This is a genomic window from Bartonella sp. AP331QHHD, from assembly GCF_042195905.1.
Classification (GTDB): Bacteria; Pseudomonadota; Alphaproteobacteria; order Rhizobiales; family Rhizobiaceae; genus Bartonella.
In genome coordinates this window covers 1-26903 of sequence record NZ_JBHIPG010000053.1, presented here as the reverse complement: position 1 = coordinate 26903, position 26903 = coordinate 1, and the positions used below count along the sequence as shown (strand labels likewise).

Sequence of the window (26903 nt, the reverse complement as noted above, 5' to 3'; positions counted from 1 at the left end):
TAAAAAACTCTGTTTACAGAGCTATAATGAAGAGAAAATTTGCATAAATCGCAACTGTACCTTTCGAATAATATGAAAACGGCATGGTGTTAACCATACCGTTATATCTTATAGTCCACGTTTGTTAATCATTGCCTCTGGTAAAGGCATTCGTCCCCGAAAAGCTTTATAAAGCTCCTCTGGATCACGACTTCCTCCAGCGGAGTAAATAAAACGTTTCAACTTATCAGCAAGCTCTGAATTAAAAACATCTCCCGTTTCTTCAAAAGCTTGAAAAGCATCAGCATCAAGGACTTCCGACCACATATAAGAATAGTAACCAGATGCGTAACCATCCCCCGCAAACACGTGCATAAAATGTGGGGGACGATGACGCATAATAATTGTATCAGGCATTTGCAGCTTTTCTAATTCTTGGCGTTCAAACACTGTTGGATCAGTGACTGTTTCGCCTTGATGAAAAGCCATATCCACTAAAGCTGATGAGATAAATTCAACGGCAGAAAATCCTGCATTAAATGTCTGTGCTACTAAGACTTTATCTATCAACTCTTGTGGCATAGGATGGCCTGTTTTTGTATGTATAGCATAAGATTTTAATATCTCTGGTACTGTTAACCAATGTTCGTAAAGTTGAGAAGGTAGCTCAACAAAATCACGTGAAACAGATGTTCCCGACACAGATGGCCATGTGACATCAGAAAGCAAACCATGCAATGCATGTCCAAATTCGTGGAAAAGCGTACGTGCATCATCAAGTGATAAAAGAGCAACTTCCCCTTTAGGTGGTTTAGCAAAATTACAAACATTGTAGATAATAGGCTTTTGTCCGCCATCCAATTTATGTTGTGATTGCAAACTACTCATCCACGCACCGGAGCGTTTTGAAGAACGTGCAAAATAATCACCAATAAAATGCCCAAGTAGACTTCCATCAGACTTTTTTACTTCCCACAAACGTGCATCAGGATGCCAAAGTGTAACAGCGTTTTTTTCTTCAAATGTAATGCTAAAGAGTTTTTCGGCTACCCCAAAAGCCGCTTTAATCATAAGATCAAGCTGAAAATAATATTTAATCTCAGCGCTATCGAAAGAAAGTTTTTCAGTGCGAAGCTTTTCAGCATAATAACGCCAATCCCAAGCAGCTAAAGATTCATTGCTGCCCTGATTGTTGGCAAAATTTTGTAAGTCAATTTGCTCAGTAGAAGCTTTCGCTCTTGCGCGCTTCCATACAGGCATAAGCAAATCCATAACGGAATCAACACTTTTAGCCATAGTATTATCGAGCTTCAAATCTGCGAAAGATTTATATCCCAATAATTTAGCCTGCTCATCTCGAAGCGCAACAATCTCTACAATAATTGTTTTATTATCATTCTTGTTATTATTTTCACCACGTTTAGCCCAAGCTTGGAATACAACCTCACGCAAATCACGACGATCAGAGAATTTTAAAAAAGGTTCAACAATCGAACGTGCTAGTGTTAATGCATACGCTTCTTCATTGCCTCTTTCACACGCAATTTCCTTCATTGAAGCAATGAGATCTTGCGGTAAACCAGATAAGTCTGTTTGTTTTAAAAACAGAATCCATTCAGCTTCATCATTTAAGACATTTTGTCCAAAAGTAGCATTTAAAAAAGCAAGTCTTTCATTAATTTCCAAAAGCCGTTTCTTAGCTTTTTCATCGAGTTTTGCCCCATGACAAACAAACTTTTTCCACCATAATTCAAGAACACGTGTTGTTTCACTCTCAAATGTGCCCAACTGCGACTGTTTATAAAGCATATCTATTTTCGCAAATATCCGCGCATCCATCATCATTTTTGAAGAATAACGAGAAAGTTTTACAACGAACTCTTGCTCTAGCTGTTGAATTAATACATTCGTATGAGCACTGGTGCGTAAGAAAAATATTGAACAGACACGATCAAGCGCTTTGCCGCAAAGCTCAAAAGGCTGCAAAAAATTCTCAAGCGTTGGTGGTTCTTGCACCATCGCAATTGCCTCTAGTTCTTCTTCTGCTTCTTGAAGTGCCTGTTCAAAAGCGGGTTTAAAATCTTCGTCACTTATAGAAGAAAAATCAGGAAGACCTAAAAATCCCTTCCAGTCCAGCACTGCTGCTTTTGTCATAATACTTTATGTCTCCATTATAAATTTAAACTGTAACAATTATCTTTACGACACAAATTGATAACATACTAAAACTATTTCGTGAGTTTCAAAACTACCTTTCAAAACCCTATTGAATAAAAAACCTGAAAATCGTAAAGTTCTTTCATTCAAACCATATTATATTGAAGCAATAAAGATTATTCGCTCGCACATCACAATAGAATTGCATATTAACAAAAACACTTGGAGAAAAGCATAATCTCCACTCTTTATAAAATATTGCTTTAGATTCTTTTGAAAATCGCAAACTACATTAAAGAAATGATGGTAAAATCAGAACTGATTTTTACATTTACGTTTTTATATTATCCTCAAATTAAGCTGTATTCTCGTTTTAGTGATTCAGAAACTTGTTTATAACTTATAATTTACCCTTGACTTTACTTCAAATATTAACAATTGGGAATATAGCTGGGGAGTTTTTTTTAAATCTTCCATAAACTTTTGTTTTTATCTCATCTATTATCTAGATTTACAACTCTCCAACTCTTCAGGAGGTACTTTATCATGACTGAAATCAAAACGGCCTTCGACTTCAAAAATTTTTCTCCTGAAGCTCTCGCTGAAAAGTTAAAGAACCAGCATTTTGCAGACTCTATTGATATCATCAATGAGCTCGATATCATGGAACGTGTAACTATTCTTAGTCTTCTGCCTCTTGATTATGTTATCGAACTTTTTGATAAACCAGAGCTTGAGCAACCTGCTGCCATCCTAGAACTTCTCCCTATAAATCGTGCTGTTGAAATTCTTGATGGCATGTCTGCCGATGCTGCTGCAGACGTCTTTCAAGAAATGGATAAGGAAACCCGTACACGACTTTATGCCTTGCTTAACCCCTTAACGCGCGCTGAACTTAAAAAACTCACCAGTTATCCTGATCATACAGCAGGAGCACTGATGACAACAGAGTTTATAGCCGTTCCTTCAAACTGGACCATACAAAAAACTTTGGATCACATTCGTGAGGTCGAGCGAACACGTGAAACAGTTTATACCAGCTATGTAATTGACCCCAAAACAGGTACTCTTCTCAAAGCTGTTTCCCTGCGTAACCTTATTCTTGCCTCACCTGATGAACAAATTCTTAATGTCCCTACCCATGACTCGCCCATTACAATATCACCTTTCACACATCATGAAGATATCGCACGCCTTTTCCAGCGCCATGATCTTCTCTCTGTGCCTGTAGTTGATGAAAGTAACCATGTCATTGGCATTGTAACCGTTGATGACGTGCTTGATACTATGGTCGATGAAATGAATGAAGATGCCTATAAATTTGGGGGTATGGAAGCACTTAATAAGCCCTATATGCAAATTAAGTTTCCTGAAATGATGAAAAAACGCGGAGGCTGGCTCGCTTTACTCTTTATCGGTGAAATGCTGACAGCAAGCGCTATGCAACATTTCGAAACAGAACTCGAAAAAGCGATTATTCTTACACTGTTCATACCTCTCATTATGAGCTCAGGAGGAAATTCCGGCTCACAGGCTACATCCCTTATTATCCGTGCATTGGCTTTACGTGAACTCACGTTGAAAGACTGGTGGAAAGTGATCATTCGTGAAATTCCAACAGGACTATCCCTTGGTCTCTTATTAGGAATTATTGGTGTTACGCGCATTGCTCTTTGGCAAAAACTAGGTATCTACGACTATGGCCAACATTGGATTGCTATTTCGACAACAGTGGGTACAGCTTTAGTTGGAATCGTTACCTTTGGTTCTCTTTCTGGATCTATGTTGCCTTTTATTCTTAAAGGTTTAAAATTTGATCCAGCAAGTGCTTCTGCTCCTTTTGTGGCAACTTTAGTAGATGTCATGGGCATTATAATCTATTTTTCTGTAGCTTCTCTCATTTTGTCAGGAACTCTTCTTTAAACATGTAAAGTAAAAACTCTTACTTATGGAAAAATCTTGTCATGTAACCTAAGATTCTTTCCATAAGAGAATAAGCTTTATTATTTATTTTCTAGCGCACCGCTCTATAGATAATTTATTATTTTTTTGAATAACAGCTCCGAATAACGTAATTTTACCTCATCATAAAGCTTCTCATATTAAATCGATTAAAGTCATCTTCTTGCCAGTCACAAACGAGATCGGTGTATGTCTAAAAACTATTCAAGAAAAAATAAAATACTTCTTATATCCTCTCTCTCTCGTATCAAAAACTGGCGCAATATTGACAGCTGAGAAAGAATAATCATGATGATACCAGGCTTTATATTTCTTCACAAAGGCGTTAATAGTATACTATTCGCGTATATTATATCATTTATGAGCTCTATCATGGAATGGATGTAGTGTACGTTAAGCAATCTCTCTTAAGTACATGAATATGCAACAAAAAGTATATGCTGTTTAAAGTGTTCTGTTTGGCATGAAAAGCATACTCCTATTAGAGAGTGCAATTAACAAAAGTAAGGCAATGCACTATCTCCATGGTTTAAAAGATATTACTTTAGATGCTTTTGAAATTATAAATTGGATTAACAGCAAAGATGGGAATTTTCTTTGGATGCCTTCATATTCTTTCTAAATAAGACTGTATTCCGGGTTCATAAATAAATCAAACAGATATAACTCTTGCCCTAATCTGGCATACAAAAGCTAGAACTTCTTATAAAATTCTTAATCGTCTCAATATTTACCTCAAATACACGATTGCATTAAATCTGGATTTTGATTGACAAGTTATAGAATAAGAAAAAGCTTTATTTAGAATAAGAATGTTGTACAGTTGTCAATAAATTGGCTATGGATTGAGAGATATTCCGGATTTTTATTAATCTCTTTGCAAAACAACAACAATAATATGGCTAGCTTTATACTTACTCTTACAAGAGCTCATATAAATTCCTTGTGTCATATTGATAAAAATCAAGTTGACGGTGATTTTTTGGATAATTCTTAGCTCGAGAATAGAACATACGTACTATAAAAACTTTTACGAAGCTTCAGAAATTGAAGCTCAATAGAGCCTTAAAGACTTGGATAAATAGTTTTGCCATAAAAATATTGCCTCCATCTTCCAAAATTATAAAAAAACATGTAAAAGGTTTTCTAATAGTCAGGCAAAGAATGTAAAGACTTTACCTCAAATGAAATTTCATTAAACGAAAAGAAGAAAATTTATGCAATTGCGTAACATTGCCATCATTGCCCACGTTGACCATGGGAAAACAACGCTTGTAGACGGGCTTCTCAAGCAATCAGGAAACTTCCGTGATAATCAGCGTACAAGCGAACGTATGATGGATTCAAACGATATTGAGAAAGAACGCGGAATTACAATCCTAGCGAAAGTGACATCTGTTGTTTGGAAAGATACTCGAATTAATATTGTTGATACACCAGGACACGCCGACTTTGGTGGAGAAGTTGAACGCATCCTCAATATGGTTGATGGAGCCATTGTACTTGTTGATGCTGCTGAAGGACCAATGCCACAAACAAAATTTGTCGTTGGCAAAGCATTGAAAGTAGGATTGCGCCCTATTGTTGCTATTAATAAAATTGACCGACCGGATGCACGCGTTGATGAAGTCATTAATGAGGTTTTTGACCTTTTCGCTGCTCTTGACGCAACCGATGAACAGCTTGATTTTCCTATTCTTTATGGATCTGGACGCGATGGATGGATGGCTGAAGCCCCTGAAGGACCAAAAGATCAGGGATTAGGTCCTTTATTTGATCTTGTGACGCAGCATGTCCCTTCTCCTAGTGTAGCAGAAGGACCGTTTCGCATGATTGGAACTATTCTTGAAGCGGATCCGTTTTTGGGACGAATTATTACAGGACGGATTCATTCTGGCTCTTTAAAACCCAATCAAAATGTCAAGGTTCTTGGACAAGATGGAAAACTTTTAGAAACTGGGCGTATTTCAAAAATTTTAGCGTTTCGTGGCTTAGAACGGCAACCTATTGAAGAAGGAAGTGCTGGTGATATTGTTGCGATTGCAGGTCTGCAAAAAGGTACCGTAGCTGATACTTTCTGTGATCCTACTGTCAATGAACCCCTTACTGCCCAACCAATTGATCCTCCTACTGTTACTATGAGTTTTCTCGTCAACGATAGTCCCCTTGCTGGAACTGAAGGCGATAAAGTAACAAGCCGTGTCATTCGTGACCGATTGTTAAAAGAAGCAGAAGGCAATGTCGCTCTTAAAATTGAAGAATCAGCCGATAAAGATTCTTTCTACGTTTCAGGACGAGGAGAATTACAGCTTGCAGTTCTCATTGAAAATATGCGCCGTGAAGGATTTGAACTTAGTGTTTCACGCCCACGTGTTGTTATGCAAAAAGATGAAAATGGAATAACTCTTGAGCCAATCGAAGAAGTTGTTATCGATGTTGATGAAGAATATTCCGGTATTGTTGTACAAAAAATGTCTGAACGTAAAGGCGAAATGGTGGAGTTACGTCCTTCTGGAGGTAATCGTGTCCGCCTTGTCTTTTATGCCCCAACCCGAGGACTCATTGGTTATCAATCTGAACTTTTAACGGACACACGTGGTACAGCAATTATGAATCGCCTTTTCCATGCTTATGAACCTTATAAAGGAGACATTGCTGGTCGTGTTAATGGTGTTATGATTTCAAATGACAACGGTGAATCTGTCGCTTATGCTCTTTTTAATCTTGAAGATCGTGGACCTATGATCATCGATGCGGGTGTGAAAGTCTATCAAGGTATGATTATTGGCATCCACTCACGAGATAATGACTTAGAAGTTAATGTGTTAAAAGGAAAAAAACTCACCAATATGCGCGCTTCTGGAAAAGATGAGGCCGTAAAGTTAACGCCTCCCATTAAAATGACGTTAGAACGCGCCTTATCGTGGATACAAGATGATGAGCTTGTAGAGGTAACCCCTAAAAATATTCGTCTCCGCAAGCTCTATCTTGATCCTAATGAACGTAAACGTTTTGAAAAAACACGTGCATCAATTTCAAATTAATTTCATAATCTCTTTGGTAAAATATTTAATTGTATTGAGCCTCACTATATTCCAGAAAGGATGTCTCTATGAATATTAAGGAAATACCCGTAGGCAAAAATCCACCAGAAGATATTAACGTTATTGTGGAAGTCTCCCTTGGTGGGCAGCCAATAAAATATGAGATGGATAAAAAGTCGGGTGCATTATTTGTTGACCGTTTTCTTCATACATCAATGGTTTATCCTGGAAATTACGGTTTTGTCCCTCATACGCTTTCAGATGATGGTGATCCTATTGATGTCCTTATCTGTAATACCCGTCCACTTATGCCTGGTTGTGTTATCAATGTTCGCCCCATCGGAGCTCTAATGATGGAAGATGATGGTGGTAAAGATGAAAAAATTATTGCCATTCCCACTACAAAATTAACAAAACGCTATATCAATATTCATGACTATACAGACCTGCCCGAGATTACACTCAAACAAATTGAACATTTCTTCAAGCATTACAAAGATCTGGAACCTGGAAAATGGGCTAAAATTGAAGGATGGCGTGATAAAAACTTTGCTCATGAATTAATTAAGCAAGCTGTTGAGCGCAATAACAAAATATAACGATTTAATAAAATAAAGCCTATTTTTTATAGGCTTTGTTATTTATTTTTTCTACGAGATGTAATCTCTAAAGGATTGCCATATCTGTTTTAGCTCTTCTAAATGTGTTGAAAAGTAAAGTTGTTTGTAGCGAGATATTGCACCGTTTTTCAGAGAAATAGAAGAAGATGGGATTCTCCACTGCTTCGCAAGAAATTTAATGAGAGCTTTATTCGCTTTTCCATCTTCAGGAACAGCACGAAGGCGTATAACCAGATATTGTTTTTCACCATCCCTACATTCAACCCCTATTATTTTGTCAACAGATGATTTTGGAATGAGATATACAAACAAAATCAAGTTATTTTTATCAACTTGATAAAACATGTATTCGCCTCAAGTAATATTTCTATACATACATGTTTGCGTAAACGCGCCACATAAAAGTACGAATAAAATAAATAATAATGAACACTACAATAGGTGAAATATCAATCGTTCCAAAATTTGGTAAAATTTGCCGGATACGGCTTAGAACGGGATTTGTAAGACGATATAGAAAGCTTCCTATCAAAACAACAAAGCGATTGCGCGAATTTATGATATTAAAGACATAAAGCCAAGAAAAAATGACACTCGCGATTAAAATATCAATATAAATCTCAAAAATCAAATCAATCGTTCGAAGCAATGCATAAATCATGCGTCATCCCTTTCAATCAAGGAAACAGAAGAGCGTATAGAAAACCTTCATTAAAGCAGGTCTGTGTATCAAAAAATGGTTTTATATTTCAATACTCTTTTTTCTTGAATAAAAACCAGACATCTAAATTCTTCATCTCTCTATTTAATGACGATGCAGTTAGAAAACAAATATCAAAATTAAAAATAGCACATAAAATAGAAGAAACGGCAAAAAATCTGAATATCCCTTATAGGATTAATCTTAAATCTCATCGTTTTAATTATTAATTATAAAAAACAAACAAACTAAAAACGGCCTTTTAAAGGCCGCTTTTAGTTTTAAAATTATTTCTGCAAAGCAGTCAAACGATTAAGAGCACTGCTAAAACCATCTAGCTGAACAAATAAATCATTCAAAGCTGGTTCACCTGCAGCAGCAATTGTCATCGCCAACTTTAACTGTTTTCCAGAACGTAAAGCTGCTACGTGATTTTTGTCAAAAACGACAGGAACCACACAACCTGCTGGTACACAAGTCCGGATACCGGTTTCGATAACAGCTTTTCCCTCATCAACTTGTAAACGAACAGGTTTAGAAACCAAAATGCCAAAAGGAACTGTTAAATTACCAGATACAACACCCTCAGCATCGAGAGTAAGGCCCATAGCCACAACAACACGCCCCTGCTCATTTACTTCTTGACGGTGCATAAAACAAATTCTTTTCCCTTCTTGTATACCACAGTTAATAGTCCACAAACCGTAGGTTTCAGTCAAAGAAGAAGCTCCATTTGGCAATGTCGCTGCCGCATCTTTTGATGCAGGAGGCTTTGAACTTGTTGCAAATGCAACAGATGAAATACTCAAGAGAGTAAAAACTATAAGTAAATTAAATAACTTTTTCATTTTATATTCCTGTTCTTTACATAAAAGATAAACATGTTTATTATTTATTATAATATAAAGCATCTTAATAAAAAAAGCTTTCTCATAATCATATAGCTTTTATAATGGTCTAAGGCTACCTCGAAATTCGCTGACAACTTTCGTATAAACGTGCTTTTTAAAAGAAACAGCAATCAACGGAAGGGTTTCTAGATCAATCCATTTCCATTGATCGAATTCCGCTTTATTGCCATCTGGTGGCGGATTAATCGCAATTTCAGAAAGCTTTCCTGTAAACTGGAAAGCAAACCATTTTTGTATTTGCCCACGATATTTATTTGTTAATGTGCACCCAATAAGTTCTTGTGGAAAATCATAATGGAACCAATTTTGTGCTTCTTTAATCAACTTTACAGATCGAATACCCGTTTCTTCATAAAGTTCACGATATGCCGCATCTAATGGTTTTTCATCTTCATCAATCCCTCCTTGAGGAAGCTGCCAACGATGAGATATGTCAATATCTGCATCTGCATGAATGGGCATCATTAAACGACGCCCAACCCACACTTTCCCCTCATGATTAAAGACAACAATCCCAACACATTTGCGATATGGAAGAATCTTCAAATTAATATCTGCATCCATTTAATATTCCTCAAAATCGCAAGCTATAGATATCAATTCTCACTTTAACACATCCTTATTGGGATCTGGTGGAAATGCTGCATTTGCCATTTCACCTCGTAACAGTTTATAAGCCTCATTCAATTGAATATCATCTTTAGGGTCTTTGGGAACAAAAGCAGCTGAACCAGATCCTTTATTACTCTCTCGTTTTCCTTTGATATGTCCTTTTAATGCAGACTCACCAACTTTTACATCATAACCTTTATATTTTTCAGGGAGTGGTTGCTCTACAATAATATCTGGTGTGATCCCTGTTCCTTGAATAGAAGTGCCTGATGGCGTGTAATAAAGTGCTGTTGTTAAGCGTAAAGCCCCATTTTCACCCAAAGGAATAATTGTTTGAACAGATCCTTTACCAAAAGACTGCGTCCCTAAAATTGTTGCACGACGATGATCTTGCAGTGCACCCGCAACAATTTCAGAAGCACTTGCTGAACCACCATTAATAAGAACAATGAGCGGTTTTCCATTAATGACATCACCTGGCTTCGCATCAAATCTTGTCACATCACTCTTTTTGCGCCCACGAGTCGACACAATTTCACCTTTATTGAGAAAAGCACTCGAAACATTAACAGCTTGATCTAAAAGCCCACCGGGATTAAGCCGCAAATCAAGGACGTAACCTTTTAGCTTATCTTCAGGAATTTTAGATTGGATATCTTTAATTGCCGCTAGAAGATTATTTAATGTCTGTTCAGAAAACTGGATAACTCTTAAATATCCAATATCACCTTCAACCCGATATTTCACCGCTTTTACTTTGATAATATCACGAACAATCTTCACTTCAAATGGCTTATCAACGCCAGAACGAATAATTGTTAAGGTAATTGGTGTTCCAGGAGCACCTCGCATCTTATTAACAGCTTCATTCAATGTTTGACCATTCGTTTGTACATCATCAATTTTTGAAATAAGGTCTCCTGCTAGAATACCTGCTTTTGAAGCGGGAGTATCATCCATTGGTGAAACAACTTTAATTAAGTTTTTTTCCATAGTGACCTCAATACCAAGACCTCCGAACTCTCCTTTCGTAGAATCCCGCATATCCTTGGCTTCTTCAGCATTCAAATAAGATGAATGAGGGTCCAGTGATGTGAGCATGCCATTGATAGCATTTTCAATAAGCTTTTTATCATCTGGAACTGTAACGTATTGCATACGCACACGCTCAAAAACATCGCCAAATATAGCTAGCTTTTTATATGCATTATCTTCATTATTCGCAGCAACAGACTGCACCATAATCATTGAACAGGCGCCGAGCAATACCCCAGCGACCAAAAGAATAACTTTACGAATCATTTTGGCTCCTTCTTATTTTTTCAGTCTGCCACCAAGGAGTTGGATTTACAGGTTTTCCCTGCTTTCTAAACTCAATGTAAAGCATTGGAGAAGTTTTTCCTATATCCAATGCAACACTGTTTGAAATAAATTGCATTTCCATTATACCCAGAGGCTCACCTGAAAGAACAAACTGCCCCTGTTTTACATTAATTCTCGACATTCCAGTAAGAATGATATGATAACCATTTCCAACATTGAGAATGATTAAATGTCCGTAAGAACGAAATGGCCCAGCAAAAGCAACAAAAGCATCCACAGGTGATATAACAACAGCTCCTGACTCTGTTTCTATCGTTTCACCAAAGCGCGTAATCTGCGAACTTTTGTTAGAGTGATGTATTCTTTTTCCTGAAACAGGAAAAAGTAAAGAACCTTTTCGGCTTTCAAAATTGGACTGTTCTAACAATTGCAAACTTTTCCGTACCTGTACTGATGCATCAGAGCTAAGTTTTGACTGACGGTCGAGCTCTAAAATCAATTCTTCTAAAGACTGCGCTTTTTTAGCAAGAGCAATATTTTTTTGTTGCTGTTCTGTAAGTTCTTTTTCTGATTTTTTTTGTAGTTTGTTTTTTTGGTCTAATAAAAGCTCTAGACGTTTTCGCTGCTCTGCTTGATTTTGCAGCTTTGTCTTTAATGCCTTATATTCCGTAGTAATGGAATTACTCAAATTGGTCAACTCCTTGAGTTTTTCTGTTAAATCTCGTGTTTTCTCTTGCATCTGAGGAATAACGGTACCTAATAAAACAGAACTACGTATAGAAGCCAACGCGTCCTCTGGCTGTATCATAAGAGCAGGAGGCGGATTCAATCCCATACGCTCCAAAATTGCAAGAACTTCCGCAAATTCAGCACGACGATTTTTTAAACGTTGATAGACTTGTACCCGCTTTTCTATCATTTTTTTAAGCTTTTCTTCCCTTTTAGCAATATCATCTGCTACTATACGTTCTTCTTTAGCCGCCTTTATGAGTGCATCACTCAAAACACGTTGATCTTTTTTTAAATGCTCAACTTGATGCATAAGAAAAGCAACACGCTCACGCGAAAGTGAAATATTTTGGCGAATTTCTCCTAATTCTTTATGGACTTCCGTACTCCTCATTGTATCTTCCGCATGCGATACAGAAAAGCAAAAAAATATACTCAAGAGCAGAATGACAAATATGACGCACTCCTCATATAAATATAGCATCTTTCTATGAAGAAGCTTTTTCATTTGCAAAAACCATGACACCTCATCGTATACATTAGAGATGCTTTAAATGGTGTCAGCTAAAACAATATTAATAAACATATAAATAAGTGCTAAAAATTGAACAAAAATATTAAAAACGATGATACGGATGATTATTTTCAATTGTTACAGCGCGGTAAAGTTGTTCTGTAAGAAGAATACGTGCAATTTGATGTGGCCACGTCATCAAACCAAAAGATAAAAGAAAATCAGCACGCTTCCTTATTTGTTCATTATGCCCATCAGGTCCTCCCAAAGCAATGACGACATCTCGAATGCCCTCATCACGATAACGCCTCAATTTTTCAGAAAAAGAAATTGACGAAATCGATTCTCCACGCTCATCTAACACAATTAATCGACATTTTTCAGGTAAAAATTCAATAAGTTTTCTCCCCTCTTCCTCCATACGTTGATAAACTGTTTGAGCACGACTTTCTGGTATCTCTTGTAACTTTTTTAAATGAAAGCCTACATCTCCAGAAATTTTAGAAAAACGATCCAAATAATGCTGAACTAATTTTTGCTCCGCCCCACTTTTCATACGACCAACCGCAAAAATAGAAATTTGCATTTTAATGATCTCCGAAGAGAAGCAAAGCCGTATCGTTTAAATCCGGCGTCATCCATATTTTTTCTAAATTATAAAAAAGACGAATTTCTGGACGAAAAAGATGAATGATAATATCACCTGTATCAATCAATACCCAGTCACCTCCAGCAAGCCCTTCTACACGCGCAAGCCCCTGCCCACTATCTTTCCAAGTATGTAATAAATGATCAGCAACAGACGATACATGACGCTGCGAATTTGCTGAAGCTATGACCATATAATCAGCCAAAGATGACTTCCCTCGAATATCAATAGCAACAATATCTTCTGCTTTTGTATCTTCTAAACTCTTGAGAATAACTTCAAGACTCTCACTAACAGAAAAAACTTTTTTTTCTTTTGAAGGCATAGTATCGTAAGAGTGTTTGTGTGCAATGTTTTTCAGATCAATATCCTTTCTTATCGTTGTGGAATCTAAAAAAGAGACTTCTCTAAAGAGAAACAGAATCTTATGAAATGTTCAAGAAAAATCATTCTTCTTCAAACGAAGGTTTGTTGAAGATTGAAAAGATAAAGGTCCATGCAAATAAGTCCAAACTGGTGGCTTGATAAAAGGTAATCGCTTACTTTCTCTCTCATCCAAACGAAAACGGCGATAAATATGTGCCATAGGAGAGGAAAGTGCTGACCAATTGCCTAAAGGACGATCAATAATCGCAATAGGAAGCATAGAGACGATATCATGCCATCGATACCAATGATGTATCGTCGCAAAACTATCTGCCCCCATAATCCATACAAAATTTACGCCACTGTAATGGGTAAGAATATGAAAAATCGTATCTACTGATACTTTGCTCCCTATAGCCTGTTCAAAACCTGTCAAGCGAATTTTCGGATGGTCAATAAGTTTAAAACTTAATCGCATTCTCTCCTCTAAAGGGAGCAACTGTGTACAATCCTTTAAAGGATTTCCTGGAGTGATCATCCACCATAACTGATCAAGATGCAAACGCCGAATGGCAATTTTTGCAACAAGAAGATGCCCCGCATGCGGTGGATTAAAGGAACCACCAAAAAGACCCACAACATTAGATCTTTCAACATGTGGCATACAATTTTTCCATGGAAAAAATGGTGTTCTCAAGCTCTAACCTGACCATTTCCTTTAACGTGATATTGAAATGATGTTAGCTGTTCAACACCTATGGGACCACGTGCATGCATTTTTCCTGTTGCGATACCAATTTCCATTCCAAAACCAAATTCACCTCCATCAGCAAATTGTGTAGATGCATTGTGCAATAAAATAGCTGAATCTAAATGATTAAAAAAATTCTTCACCACTTCCAAATCCTCAGCAATAATCGATTCCGTATGTCCTGATGAATAACGCTTGATATGAGCAATGGCTCCCTCAACACCCTCAACCGTTTTAACAGAAAGAATAGCATCAAGATATTCATGCGACCAATCTTCTTCAGAAGCTAATTTGACATCTGGCATAAGAAAAACAATATCTTCTGTGGCACGAATTTCACACCCCTTTTCCTGTAAAGCAGTTAAAACAGGAAGAAATTTTTTTAATGCTTGGCTGTCAATGAGAACTGTCTCAACAGCACCGCATATCCCTGTTCGCCGCAGCTTTGCATTTAAAACAATATTGCGTGCCATATCTAAATCTGCCGATTTATCAATATAAATATGACAAAGTCCCTCCAAATGAGCAAAAATTGGAACACGTGCATCAGACTGAACACGAGCAACAAGGCTCTTTCCACCACGTGGTACGATCACATCAATCGCTCCATCCAACCCTTTGAGCATTTCCCCAACGGCAGCACGATCTGTCGTTCCAACCATTTGGATGGCATCTTTAGGTAAACCAGAGCGCTCTAAACCTTGTACCAAAGCTAAATGAAGAGCATGAGAAGAATGAAAGCTATCCGAACCACCGCGCAAAATCGCAGCATTGCCAGCTTTTAAGCACAAAGAACTCGCATCAACTGTAACATTTGGACGACTTTCATAAATAATGCCAATCACACCAAGAGGTGTTCGTACACGACTTATATGAAGCCCATTTGGACGCGTCCATTCATCCATCACTTGTCCAACAGGATCAGATAAACGAGCAACTTGGCGAACACTGTCTATCATTGCACGTAAACGCAAATCATCTAATTTTAGCCGATCAATCATTGCAGCTTTCAAATTATTCTGAGCAGCATTCTCTAAATCTTGACAATTCGCCCGTAAAATTTCATCTGACTGAGCCTCTAAACTTAAAGCGATCATTTCTAATGCATTGTTCTTTTGCTCAGAAGAAGCAACAGCCAATGCTGCAGCGGCATAGCGTGCTTTTTGTCCCATATCTTTCATTTTTTCTTCTAAAGTCATCGTAACATCCACTCTGCCAAAACAATAAAAACAAAAGTAACTTTTTTAAACAGAATTGATCAAGAAACGTACAATCATATCATTACGATGCACCATAGCAGAGCGCGCCTCATACCCAAGAATAGCTTCGATTTCTTCACTTTTATGTCCTATAATGCGTACAGCCTCATCTTTGTCATAGCTTACAAGTCCACGCGCAATCTCAACTCCATCTGTACCAACAATTGCAACCGTATCCCCACGCTGGAAATTTCCCTCAACGCCAATAACCCCTGCAGCTAATAATGATTTTCCTGATTCAAGAGCCCTAATGGCTCCTTGATCAATCGTCAAAACACCAGATGGATCTAAATGACCAGAAATCCATGTTTTCCAAGCATTGACAGATTTCTTACTTGCCGCAAAAAAACTCTTGCGTTCACCTTTGTCAATTGCAGCAAGAGGATTCATACGCTTGCCTGAGGTGATAATCATCGCCGTTCCAGCAGCATTAGCTATTTTTCCGGCTTCAAGCTTAGTCTTCATTCCTCCCCGTGAAAACTCTGAAGCAGCAACATCTGCCATTTTTTCGATATCATGCGTAATGGATGCAACAAAAGGTATAAATTCAGCCGTAGGATCACTATGGGGAGACTTTGTATAAAGACCATCAATATCGGATAAAAGTATTAAAAGATCTGCCCTCACCATTGTTGCCACACGTGCAGCTAAACGATCATTATCACCATAACGAATTTCAGTTGTTGCAACAGTATCATTCTCATTAATAACAGGCACAGCTCCCAAATATAAAAGCGTCTCAATCGTTGCACGTGCATTGAGATAACGCCTTCGCTCCTCCGTATCAAATAAAGTGAGCAAAATTTGGCCTGTTTTGAGCCCATGTTGAGCAAGCGCATCACCATAGGTTTTTGCTAACTCAATTTGCCCCAAAGCAGCACATGCCTGGCTTTCTTCCAATTTCAAAGCCCCTTTAGGAAGCTGTAGCAATGTCCTTCCTAAAGCAATAGCACCTGAAGACACCAATAATATCTCTACGCCTCCTTTGTGTAATTCAACAACATCATTGATCAAGCTTTTAAGCCATTCAACCCGTAAACCTGCCTGAGGATCAACCAAAAGGGCAGATCCAATCTTGACCACAATACGTTTATAGTGTGTAAGTTTTTGCGATCCAACAGCCATCTCAATCAACCTTGCTATCCCCACTGATCTCCTCTTTGCGTGACATTTCAATAATATGTGCACCAGCACGCAGCACATTTTCTAAACCTTCGCGGCTAACCGCAGAAAACATCATAACAGGTTGATCCGTTACTCTTTGCAAAGCTTCATGTTTCGTTTTACGCTCTTCATGAGCGAGAGTATCTATCTGGCTTAAAGCTACAATTTCAGTTTTATCACTTAGATTATTTCCATATGCCTCAAGTTCATGACGCACAATTTGATATGCTTTTGCAACATCTTCTTCTTGAGCAGAAATCAAATGAAGGAGGACACGACAACGTTCTACATGTCCTAAAAAACGGTCTCCAATTCCTACACCTTCATGCGCTCCTTCAATCAATCCCGGAATATCAGCCAAAACAAATTCACGACCATCAATACGTACAACACCAAGATGAGGATGTAGAGTGGTAAAAGGATAATCTGCAACTTTTGGTTTTGCAGCCGTTACAGAAGCTAAAAAAGTTGATTTTCCGGCATTTGGTAAACCAACAAGCCCCGCATCAGCAATCAACTTCAAACGAAGCCATATTGCACGCTCTACTCCAGCCAAACCTGGATTTGCACGACGCGGTGCCCGATTTGTCGATGTTGTAAAGTGAAGATTGCCAAAACCGCCATTCCCTCCTTTTGCAAGGCGATAGCGCTGTCCCACTTCCGTTAAATCACATATTAACGTTGTATTATCTTCTTCAAAAATTTGAGTCCCAACCGGAACTTTAAGGATGACATCATCACCCTTCTCACCCGTCATATTACGCCCCTTGCCATGTCCCCCTGTTTTTGCTTTAAAATGCTGTTGGTACCGATAATCAATCAGCGTGTTAAGTCCATCAACAACAAGAGCCCAGACATCACCACCCCGTCCTCCATTCCCTCCATCAGGCCCCCCAAATTCTATGAATTTTTCACGACGAAATGATACTGCTCCAGAACCTCCATTACCAGAACGAATATAAACTTTAGCTTGATCAAGAAATTTCATTGGAAGTACTCACTGAGGAATCAATCTCTTTACCTCTATAGGCAATACATTAGTTTTACCAGTTTTTCATCATTGATAACAGAAAAACTGTCACTATCGCCGATAACTCTTTGAGAAAAAAATCATCACATCTAAATAGGTTAAGTAAAGTTAAATCTTCTTAAAAGAAGGCGCTATTCTTGAATGTTTGTTTTTCCCTTAAATTCAAGTGCTAGAAGATAAAGCTCTACTGATTCTGATCGGCTTGCGGGTGGTTTAACATGATAGACTTTTTTAAAATGCTGTTTTAGTGTCGTAAGAAGAGTGTTTTCTGCTCCTCCTTGAAAAGCCTTTGCTAAAAAATGTCCCCCAGGCTTAAGAACCGAAAGAGCAAAATCAGCCGCAACTTCACATAAATAAATCGTTCTTAAATGATCCGTCTGACGATGACCTGTTGTTGGCGCTGCCATATCAGAAAGAACCACATCCGGTTTTGTCCCTAAAGTTTCAATTAATTTCTGCGGTGCATCTGTATGCAAAAAATCCATTTCCAACATGGCAACTCTAGGTAATGGATCAACATGTAAATAATCAATACCAACAACGCTAGGATCCTCATCACTTGACCCTACTATACGCTCAGCCACCTGACACCAGCCCCCAGGTGCTGCTCCTAGATCAATAACCTTTTGACCTTTTTTCAAAAACCTATAGCGCTCATTAATTTCAATGAGTTTATAAGCCGCACGCGAACGATACCCATCTACTTTTGATTGATGGACATAAGGATCATTCAGATGCCTCTCTAACCATCGTCGTGATGAAGCTTTAATGGTTCCTGCTTTCTTTTTTACGCGCTGATATAATTCATGTGACCCTGAACCTCCATAGCCACCTCTCGGTGTTTTTGTTGTTTTTTTCATCGTTATTCATTGTCTCCATATTTAATTCTCTAACGCTTGAAATCTCTGCTCTTTCTACGACGACACCATACCCCATCGCGTAACATTAGCTCTATCAAAATTCCTTCCCTTAATCCACGATCAGCAACTCTTAAACGCTGACTTGGCCAAACTTCCCGAATAACATCTAAAATTGCACAACCAGCTAAAACTAAATCTGCTCTCTCGCGCCCAATAAAAGGACTTATGACACGTTTTTCTATATCCCATGATAATAGACGTTGTGTCATAAGTGTAATGTCTGCATCCTTCATCCAAATGCCATCCACTTTTTTCCTATCATAACGCTCTAAATTAAGATACATTCCTGCTAAAGTCGTAACCGTACCGGAGGTTCCCAAAAGATGAAACTTTGAACCTTGTGCTAACTCTCCTAATTTATGACGATCTGAAAAATTATTTAATAACCCTCGCACATAACTTTTCATTTTTTCAAAATCGTCTAAGCTAATATCATTCCCTCCAAAACGTTCAGCAAGCGTAACAACACCAACAGGAAGAGAAGTCCAAGCGATAATTTGTCGAGCTAAACGAAAAGAACGCTTTTGAGAAACATCAAGTAGCACAATTTCTGATGATCCTCCTCCAATATCAAAAAGCACAATTGCGTCAGTATTTGGTTCAACAAGTGTACTACACCCTGTAACAGCAAAACGCGCTTCTGTTTGCCGATCAACAATTTCCAATTCAAGACCTGTCTCCTCCAAAACACGCTGAATAAAATGTCTACCATTTTCTGCAGAACGACAAGCTTCCGTTGCAATCAAGCGATAACGCTTAATATGCCTTTGTTTTAGCTTTAAATGACAAATCTTTAATGCTTCAATCGCACGATCCATAGCTTGTGTATTAAGAAAACCGTTATTTATTAAACCTTCTCCCAATCGTACAATACGAGAAAAAGCATCAACAACACGAAAATATCCAGGTTTACTGGGAGATGCGATAAGAAGACGACAATTATTTGTTCCGAGATCAAGTGCCGCATAAAGAGGTGGAGATTTTACTGGATGGAACCGTCGAAGAAAAGGTGCTTTGAGTTTTTTTGTTTTTTGAGCACCTATCATTATCTGATTATGAAACTCAAAAGCTGCCTCAGATTGAACAAAAACCTGTTTCTGTTCATAATGTTTTTTTCTCTGTTGTCTCTTTATATCAACAAGGACAGAGTATGCCTCTGTTCGTGACAATGCAGAAAGATTATTTGTATTACTACCGCACTGATCATACAATTGATCTGCTTTGGTATCGTATATTTCTCCTTGCTTTAACTCTTTTGAACCATAATTTAACGGGGTCATGTCCCTTATCCCTTGAGCGTCCCCCAATAAATAAACGCGAAAACTCTTCTGCTCATTCCTAAATAAAGCAATAATGCAGCATCAAATGATATATACAAGAAATCATTCTTTCTTTTTCTATCATTAAAATTTTCTACACTAACATCATTCAGTTTTTTGTATAATCTTTCGGTTGTTTCCGTGAAATCATGCATCTCTTTATGAACTTAAAACTATAAATTAATCGTTTACGTTCACATCAATTTTTATAAATTATGCTCTTTTCTTGATACCATTTACACGGAGCATACCTCTATTGTAACAAACCTACACTATCATACTATTTGCTGACTTTTAAGGTTACAACAACCTATACATTAGTACGGTTTATAAGAAAAAAAATTTTTTTTCGTTATCCACACACAAACCTCGTTGTTATATGCAATGAAATGGCTTTGATTATGCTGGAATAAAAGTTCCATAGTACTACAAAATGCAATTACAATAGCTGTTATTTCGTGAATACCAATAAAAACTATCGTTCAAAAAAACTCTAGAATTATAAATTTATCTGAAAAATATTAATGCTTAATCAGACCGCTTTAAAAATCCATTTTAAGCTTAAAAAAATAATTTAGTCTACTCATTATTGTAAGGAAGAAATCGAGTATTTCTAATCTTTTTTACTTTTAATAACTAACGAAATCACTCTTTAAGCATTATAGGAAACACTAACTTGATTTTCTATTACATATAAAGAACTTACTGTGACTTTATATTCATAAAACTCTCACTCTTTCCAATAAATCACCTCGATATCATATTATATAAAACTTCTTACTTATTTGACCTTATAATTTACACTCAAAAATATAATACAACAATTTATGGAAAAATGACTCTTGTTAAAAATACTCGATGAATTCTAAGGACGGAAAGAATTAAGTGCTGCATTTAACCCTTTAAATGGTACAGTAAAAGAAAATACCTTACCTTCTTTAGTTTTATAGGAAATACGTACCTTATTGTTCTGCTCTATTTGTTTAGTCAAAACCGGCCCTACAGGTGATTGTGCTAAACAAACCGTTTCATTACATTGCGTATAATTAATAAGAACAGGTTTTTTAACATCTTTTACAAACATTTGAATCGGAACATTTATATCAGAATTTGGCAATGTTCGAAAAAGCATCACTGCTTGACCACTTGTCGTAGAAACAAGAGACCAACTAAAAATGGTATTTCCTTCTTGATCATGAACCGTCTGTGTCACATTACATATACCTTGCTTATGTTTAAGCTTTTGTTTTTCGTCACAAATCAAAGTCCAATCATAAAACTGCATAATAATTCGACGTGTTTCGCCAGGTTCTCCCTTAGGTATCGATAAGTGCGGTGGATGCACTGTATAAATATTATTGTTCTCGTTGGCAAAGCTTTCGCTCTTGCCTATTAAGGCAAGAGCAAACAGCAGAACCTTTACTAACATACTTCTCGTTTTTACAATAACAGCCATTTTTTCTATTATCATCTCAACCTCAGAGTAATTCCAGCACCTATTCCCCAATGACCTCCAGCACTTGTCACAGATACATTCGAGCGAATATTTCCATCTTCAGATGTATAACCAGCACCAATAGCAAGTGCAGATTGACTGCGCCATAAACCACTCCCAAATGAAACACTTAAAGATCCTGGTATATCATAGTAACGTAAGTTGGACACCGCTAGACCAATAGCAGCAGCTTGTCTTGCTTCTTTCCGAACATCCTGAATAGCATAATTCAATGTCTCAAACTTCATATCCGTATAGGATTTCGACTCGTTAACACCATCATTGACAAGACCACTAACTTTCTCATCCGTATACTTATTGGCATCTTCAAGAACTATCTTCATCTGCTCTTCAGTATAATCATGCAACTGACCGCCATTAACAGCTTGCTGAGAACCTGTTTCAATCTTGCCTGCCGCTACATTGTCTATCATAACAGGTTCGCTGTCATTGCCTCCTACTAACGTAATGCTATTGGTCTTTTTCCCATCACTATCTTTATCATAGTTAACAACGCCATCTGTTACGGCTACTTCAATATCTTTCACATGTTGATCTATCGTATCTACTTTGTCTTCAACCTCTTTTACCCTCTCATTCGTGCTCCAAAGCTGACCACCATTAACAACTTCTTGCGAGCCTTCTTCTATCTTACCATCCAATACATTCGTAATCTTACTCGACTTACCATCATGCTTCGCATCATACGCGCCTTCTTCTTCATTCCAATTCAAACCATTGCTCGCCACATTCTTCTCAACATCATGAATACGCTCGTTGATACTCGTCATACCATCACTGACACCATCAAAAGCTCCTGCTACATCATGATAGATCTTCTTTTCTGACGAACTACCATCAGAATTGAATTGTGAAACCTTGAATTCCGGAGCCCTCCATTCGCCACCTTCATAGCTAGCTCCTCCTCCTAAATACATCGCTAGCGTCTGATGCAAGGAATAAAGCTGATTGCCCGTAATCGCCTCTGTCGAACCTTCAGAAATATCGCCATCTAAAACTGACTTCAGTTTGCTCTTACTTCTTTTATCTCCCTTCCCATGAAGCGCTACAAACGCACTGTCTTCATCACTCCACAACAACGCATTCTGCTCAATATTGTCTGAAATCTCATTATGAAGTTTTGTAAATGAATTGCTTACACCAGCAAACGCTTCCGCAATATTAGGGTAGCTATGCTCTTCTGGACTACCATCATCATTAAATGTCGTAACTTTGAAAGTAGGTGCTACCCATTGACCATCTTCATAGTGAGCTCCACCACCAAAATAAGTCGCCAGCGTCTGATTCAAGGAATAAAGCTGAGAACCATTCACTGCTTCCGTCGAGCCTTCAGAAAGTGTGCCCGCTTTCACGCCAGAGAGACTACGTGCATCACCATTCATGTTTGAAATTGTGATTGCACTACCCTCTTTTTCATCACCTATCTTGATTACCTTCGTAGCATCATCCTGCTTAACAAGACTATCTCCTACAACTTTATTAATCTCATTCTGAAGCTCTTTATGAATATTCATGAATGAATCACCAACACCAGCAAAGGCAGACGCAACATCATCATAGCTCTGCTCTTCAACGGCACTGCCATCTTCTTTGACGATCTTAACTTTGAAGCTTGGAGTACTCCATTGACCTTCCTTATATTCNGAAGTTCCTACACCGGCAAACGCTGAAGCCACATCTGTATAGCTCTCCTCACTCTCAGTTCCATCAGATTTTACTGTTTTAACCGTGAACTTAGGTTCGATCCATTGGCCATCCTCATACTTAGCTCCTCCACCTAAAGATTGCGCAACTTTATCACCTAGAGCATAAAGCTGGTTACCCGCTACGGCATCCGTTGAAGTTCCACTAATATCTCCATTTTTAAGAGACGTAATCTTGTTGTTCTCTTTACTGTCCCCNTTTCTGACGAACTACCATCAGAATTGAATTGTGAAACCTTGAATTCCGGAGCCCTCCATTCGCCACCTTCATAGCTAGCTCCCCCTCCTAAATACATCGCTAGCGTCTGATGCAAGGAATAAAGCTGTGAACCATTCACGGCTTCCGTCGAGCCTTCAGAAAGTGTTCCAGCTTTCACGCCAGAGAGACTACGTGTATCACCATTCATGTTTGCAATTGTGATTGCACTACCCTCTTTTTCACCACCTATCTTGATTACCTTCGTAGCATCATCCTGCTTAACAAGACTATCTCCTACAACTTTATTAATCTCATTCTGAAGCTCTTTATGAATATTCATGAATGAATCACCAACACCAGCAAAGGCAGACGCAACATCATCATAGCTCTGCTCTTCAACGGCACTGCCATCTTCTTTGACGATCTTAACTTTGAAGCTTGGAGTACTCCATTGACCTTCCTTATATTCAGCGCCACCACCTAAATAAGTTGCAACAGTCTTATTCGTCTCAAAAAGCTGAGAACCATTGACCGCATCACTTGAGCTTGCAGAAACCTCTCCATTGGAAAGAAACTTAATTTTACTGTTGCCTTTCTCATCACCCTCTCCATGTGTTGCTACAAACGCCTTTTCAGAATCACTCCACAACAACGCATTCTGCTTAATATTTTCAGTAACCTCCGTGTTGTTTTGAGTAAACTCTTTTTGAAGATTCTCAAAAGATGTTCCTACACCAGCAAATGCTTCCGATACAGTATCATACTTCTTCTCTTCAACTTTAGTACCATCCTCATTAACGATCTTAACTTTGAAACTTGGAGCCGTCCAAGCGCCACCTGCATAACTAGCATCACCACCTAAAGACTGCGCAACACTGTTACCTAGAGCATATAGCTGATTTCCTGCTACAGCATCGCTTGAGCTAGCAGTAATATCACCATTTGCAAGTGATGTGATTTTGCTGTGTGTCTTCTCACCATCTTTTTCTCCATGCAAGGCGACAAAAGCACCTTCAGCCTTGCTCCATGATAAAGAATCTTGTGCAACTCCTTCTGAAACTTCCTTAATACGAGCGTTGATAGTGCTCATGCTGTCATTAATGTCATTAAAAGCACCTGCAACATTATTACTGCTCTTCTTATCACCTTTCGTACCATCATTGCTGAAAGTCTGAATTTGGAAATCCGGATCTTGCCATTCGCCTTTCTCATTATAACCAGCACCACCACCAAAATAGCCAGCAAACTGTTTTTGCAGATCATAAATCTGTCCACCCGTAATCGCATCACTCGAGCCTGATACTATAGAGCCAGCTGCAAGTGATGTAAGCTTGCTGTTCTCTTTATTGTCCCCATGCATCGCTACAAACGCCTCTGCGTCCTTATCCCACAACAGCGCATCGCCTTGAACTTCCTGAGTAATATTCGTGATGTTTTCAGTAAGTTCATTAAACTTATTCGTTAGGTTGTTATTCACATTCTTGAAATTCGTATCAATACCTTCAATGGCTAAACCAACATCACCATAGGATTTTTCTACTACCTCGCCTTTTGCATCAACACTGGATAATTTATAGGTTGGACCCGTGAAAGTACCATCTTTAAAGCTTGTACCTCCACCTAAGTATTTCGCAATATCCTGAGAAACCTTAGAAATCTGACCGCCATTAACCGCATCATGCGAATTCTCACTAATCTGACCTTCGGCAACATTATGCAAACCAACAGGTGCAGAACCCTTACCTTTACCCAAAGTCACACTCGCATAATTAGTGCTGCTATTATCATCACCTGTTTTATCGTAATGAACAACAGCCGATTCATCAGACTGAAGATTGTTAGAAAGCTCCTTCAGACTTTTATCAAGCTGACCTTTGTTAACTGCTTCATTATCCCTTGTCGCTGTCTTAACACCTGAAAGTATTCTATCTTGGCTTTCCTTATCCGCAATACTGATGCTCGCACCTTCTTTTTCACCACCAAGCTTGATTACTTTTGTCGTGTCATCAAACTTAACAAGACTATCTCTTACAACTTTATTAATCTCATTCTTAAGCTCTTTGTGAATATTCGTGAATGAAGCCCCTACACCAGTAAACGCTTTGGCAACATCATCATAACTTTGCTCTTCAACAGCACTGCCATCTTCTTTGACGATCTTAACTTTAAAGCTTGGAGCATTCCATTGACCTTCTTTATATTCAGCGCCACCACCTAAATAAGTTGCAACAGTCTTATTCGTATCAAAAAGCTGAGAACCATTGACCGCATCACTTGAGCTTGCAGAAACCTCTCCATTGGAAAGAAATGTAATCTTACTCTTGCTTTCCTTCTCTCCATGCGTCGCTACAAACGCCTCTGCGTCCTTATCCCACAACAGCGCATCGCCTTGAACTTCCTGAGTAATATTCGTGATGTTTTCAGTAAGTTCATTAAACTTATTCGTTAGGTTATTATTCACATTCTTGAAATTCGTATCAATACCTTCAATGGCTAAACCAACATCACCATAANAGCCAGCAAACTGTTTTTGCAGATCATAAATCTGTCCACCCGTAATCGCATCACTCGAGCCTGATACTATAGAGCCAGCTGCAAGTGATGTAAGCTTGCTGTTCTCTTTATTGTCCCCATGCATCGCTACAAACGCCTCTGCGTCCTTATCCCACAACAGCGCATCGCCTTGAACTTCCTGAGTAATATTCGTGATGTTTTCAGTAAGTTCATTAAACTTATTCGTTAGGTTGTTATTCACATTCTTGAAATTCGTATCAATACCTTCAATGGCTAAACCAACATCACCATAGGATTTTTCTACTACCTCGCCTTTTGCATCAACACTGGATAATTTATAGGTTGGACCCGTGAAAGTACCATCTTTAAAGCTTGTACCTCCACCTAAGTATTTCGCAATATCCTGAGAAACCTTAGAAATCTGACCGCCATTAACCGCATCATGCGAATTCTCACTAATCTGACCTTCGGCAACATTATGCAAACCAACAGGTGCAGAACCCTTACCTTTACCCAAAGTCACACTCGCATAATTAGTGCTGCTATTATCATCACCTGTTTTATCGTAATGAACAACAGCCGATTCATCAGACTGAAGATTGTTAGAAAGCTCCTTCAGACTTTTATCAAGCTGGTCTTTATTAACAGCTTCATTACCTCTCACGGCTTCTTTCACACCGGAAAGAATTCTATCCCCTTTGTCTTTATTTGCGATATTGATTTCATTGCCTTCTACTTCTGTACCAATATTGATAACTTTTGTCTTTTCATCCTGCTTGGCAAGACTATCACTGACTACATTGGTCACATCATTGTGAACATTCGTGATAGAACTTGCAACACCTGCAAGTGCTTCCGCTACACTATTGTAAACCTTTTCCTCACCAGTGCTACCATCATCATTGACAGTTTTAAGTTTGAATGTGGGTGCAACCCATTTTCCATTTTCATAGCCAGCACCT

Annotated in this window: 20 protein-coding genes and 1 pseudogene; 3 read left to right on the top strand and 18 right to left on the bottom strand. The window is 38.2% G+C overall.

Going from position 1 to position 26903, the window contains the following annotated elements; genetic code table 11:
- Positions 1-108: 108 nt before the first annotated feature.
- Positions 109-2133 (bottom strand): M3 family metallopeptidase, encoded by a 2025-nt coding sequence (locus ACFIMS_RS06775; protein WP_375696516.1) that lies wholly within the window; start codon positions 2131-2133, stop codon positions 109-111.
- 549 nt (positions 2134-2682) lie between these two features.
- Here ACFIMS_RS06775 and mgtE point away from each other — a divergent pair.
- From mgtE to ppa, 3 genes are all read left to right on the top strand, one after another.
- Complete coding sequence (mgtE, locus tag ACFIMS_RS06770) at positions 2683-4059, top strand: magnesium transporter (protein WP_375684355.1); 1377 nt, start codon at positions 2683-2685, stop codon at positions 4057-4059.
- A 1256-nt stretch (positions 4060-5315) separates the two neighbouring features.
- A complete protein-coding gene (gene typA / locus ACFIMS_RS06765; RefSeq protein ID WP_375613277.1) occupies positions 5316-7142 on the top strand; it encodes a translational GTPase TypA in 1827 nt (608 codons plus the stop codon).
- 68 nt (positions 7143-7210) lie between these two features.
- Positions 7211-7741: an inorganic diphosphatase gene (gene ppa / locus ACFIMS_RS06760; RefSeq protein ID WP_375613276.1), complete on the top strand. Its 531-nt coding sequence runs from the start codon at positions 7211-7213 to the stop codon at positions 7739-7741.
- Between the two features lie 51 nt (positions 7742-7792).
- Here the strand turns inward: ppa and ACFIMS_RS06755 are convergent, their stop codons facing one another.
- The 17 genes and pseudogenes from ACFIMS_RS06755 to ACFIMS_RS06675 all read right to left on the bottom strand — a co-directional run.
- The gene (locus tag ACFIMS_RS06755) at positions 7793-8107 is read right to left on the bottom strand and encodes a DUF167 domain-containing protein (protein ID WP_375611858.1); all 315 of its coding nucleotides are present in this window, start codon (positions 8105-8107) and stop codon (positions 7793-7795) included.
- A 22-nt stretch (positions 8108-8129) separates the two neighbouring features.
- A complete protein-coding gene (locus ACFIMS_RS06750) occupies positions 8130-8423 on the bottom strand; it encodes a YggT family protein (RefSeq protein WP_375611859.1) in 294 nt (97 codons plus the stop codon).
- Between the two features lie 326 nt (positions 8424-8749).
- Positions 8750-9310, bottom strand: coding sequence for an invasion associated locus B family protein (locus tag ACFIMS_RS06745; protein ID WP_273790632.1), 561 nt, complete (start codon positions 9308-9310; stop codon positions 8750-8752).
- A gap of 99 nt (positions 9311-9409) precedes the next feature.
- A complete protein-coding gene (locus ACFIMS_RS06740; RefSeq protein WP_375611860.1) occupies positions 9410-9937 on the bottom strand; it encodes an RNA pyrophosphohydrolase in 528 nt (175 codons plus the stop codon).
- A gap of 39 nt (positions 9938-9976) precedes the next feature.
- A complete protein-coding gene (locus tag ACFIMS_RS06735) occupies positions 9977-11287 on the bottom strand; it encodes a S41 family peptidase (RefSeq protein WP_273790634.1) in 1311 nt (436 codons plus the stop codon).
- A complete protein-coding gene (locus ACFIMS_RS06730) occupies positions 11277-12521 on the bottom strand; it encodes a murein hydrolase activator EnvC family protein (protein ID WP_375611872.1) in 1245 nt (414 codons plus the stop codon). The genes ACFIMS_RS06735 and ACFIMS_RS06730 overlap by 11 nt, the downstream gene beginning before the upstream one ends.
- A gap of 133 nt (positions 12522-12654) precedes the next feature.
- Positions 12655-13137, bottom strand: a complete 483-nt coding sequence (gene rlmH, locus ACFIMS_RS06725) for a 23S rRNA (pseudouridine(1915)-N(3))-methyltransferase RlmH (protein ID WP_375611861.1) — start codon at positions 13135-13137, stop codon at positions 12655-12657.
- Between the two features lies 1 nt (position 13138).
- Positions 13139-13525, bottom strand: coding sequence for a ribosome silencing factor (gene rsfS, locus ACFIMS_RS06720; protein WP_375610572.1), 387 nt, complete (start codon positions 13523-13525; stop codon positions 13139-13141).
- Between the two features lie 111 nt (positions 13526-13636).
- Positions 13637-14230, bottom strand: coding sequence for a nicotinate-nucleotide adenylyltransferase (locus ACFIMS_RS06715; protein ID WP_375681871.1), 594 nt, complete (start codon positions 14228-14230; stop codon positions 13637-13639).
- A 29-nt stretch (positions 14231-14259) separates the two neighbouring features.
- Positions 14260-15516: a glutamate-5-semialdehyde dehydrogenase gene (locus tag ACFIMS_RS06710; protein WP_375627674.1), complete on the bottom strand. Its 1257-nt coding sequence runs from the start codon at positions 15514-15516 to the stop codon at positions 14260-14262.
- Between the two features lie 45 nt (positions 15517-15561).
- Positions 15562-16701, bottom strand: a complete 1140-nt coding sequence (gene proB, locus ACFIMS_RS06705; RefSeq protein ID WP_375675710.1) for a glutamate 5-kinase — start codon at positions 16699-16701, stop codon at positions 15562-15564.
- 1 nt (position 16702) lies between these two features.
- Positions 16703-17728, bottom strand: coding sequence for a GTPase ObgE (obgE, locus tag ACFIMS_RS06700; RefSeq protein WP_375696515.1), 1026 nt, complete (start codon positions 17726-17728; stop codon positions 16703-16705).
- 173 nt (positions 17729-17901) lie between these two features.
- Positions 17902-18630 carry an RlmE family RNA methyltransferase gene (locus ACFIMS_RS06695; RefSeq protein ID WP_375682814.1) on the bottom strand — a complete coding sequence of 243 codons (729 nt, stop codon included), beginning with the start codon at positions 18628-18630 and terminating at the stop codon, positions 17902-17904.
- Positions 18631-18659: 29 nt separating this feature from the next.
- Positions 18660-19970, bottom strand: coding sequence for a Ppx/GppA phosphatase family protein (locus ACFIMS_RS06690; protein ID WP_375627678.1), 1311 nt, complete (start codon positions 19968-19970; stop codon positions 18660-18662).
- 904 nt (positions 19971-20874) lie between these two features.
- Entirely contained in the window at positions 20875-21480 is a 606-nt protein-coding gene (locus ACFIMS_RS06685) for an invasion associated locus B family protein (protein ID WP_273790643.1), read from the bottom strand.
- Positions 21477-23378: a Vomp family autotransporter gene (locus ACFIMS_RS06680; protein WP_375696536.1), complete on the bottom strand. Its 1902-nt coding sequence runs from the start codon at positions 23376-23378 to the stop codon at positions 21477-21479. The genes ACFIMS_RS06685 and ACFIMS_RS06680 overlap by 4 nt, the downstream gene beginning before the upstream one ends.
- Positions 23351-26903: pseudogene (locus ACFIMS_RS06675) on the bottom strand (hypothetical protein); the annotation flags it as partial. The gene ACFIMS_RS06680 and the pseudogene ACFIMS_RS06675, both read right to left, overlap by 28 nt.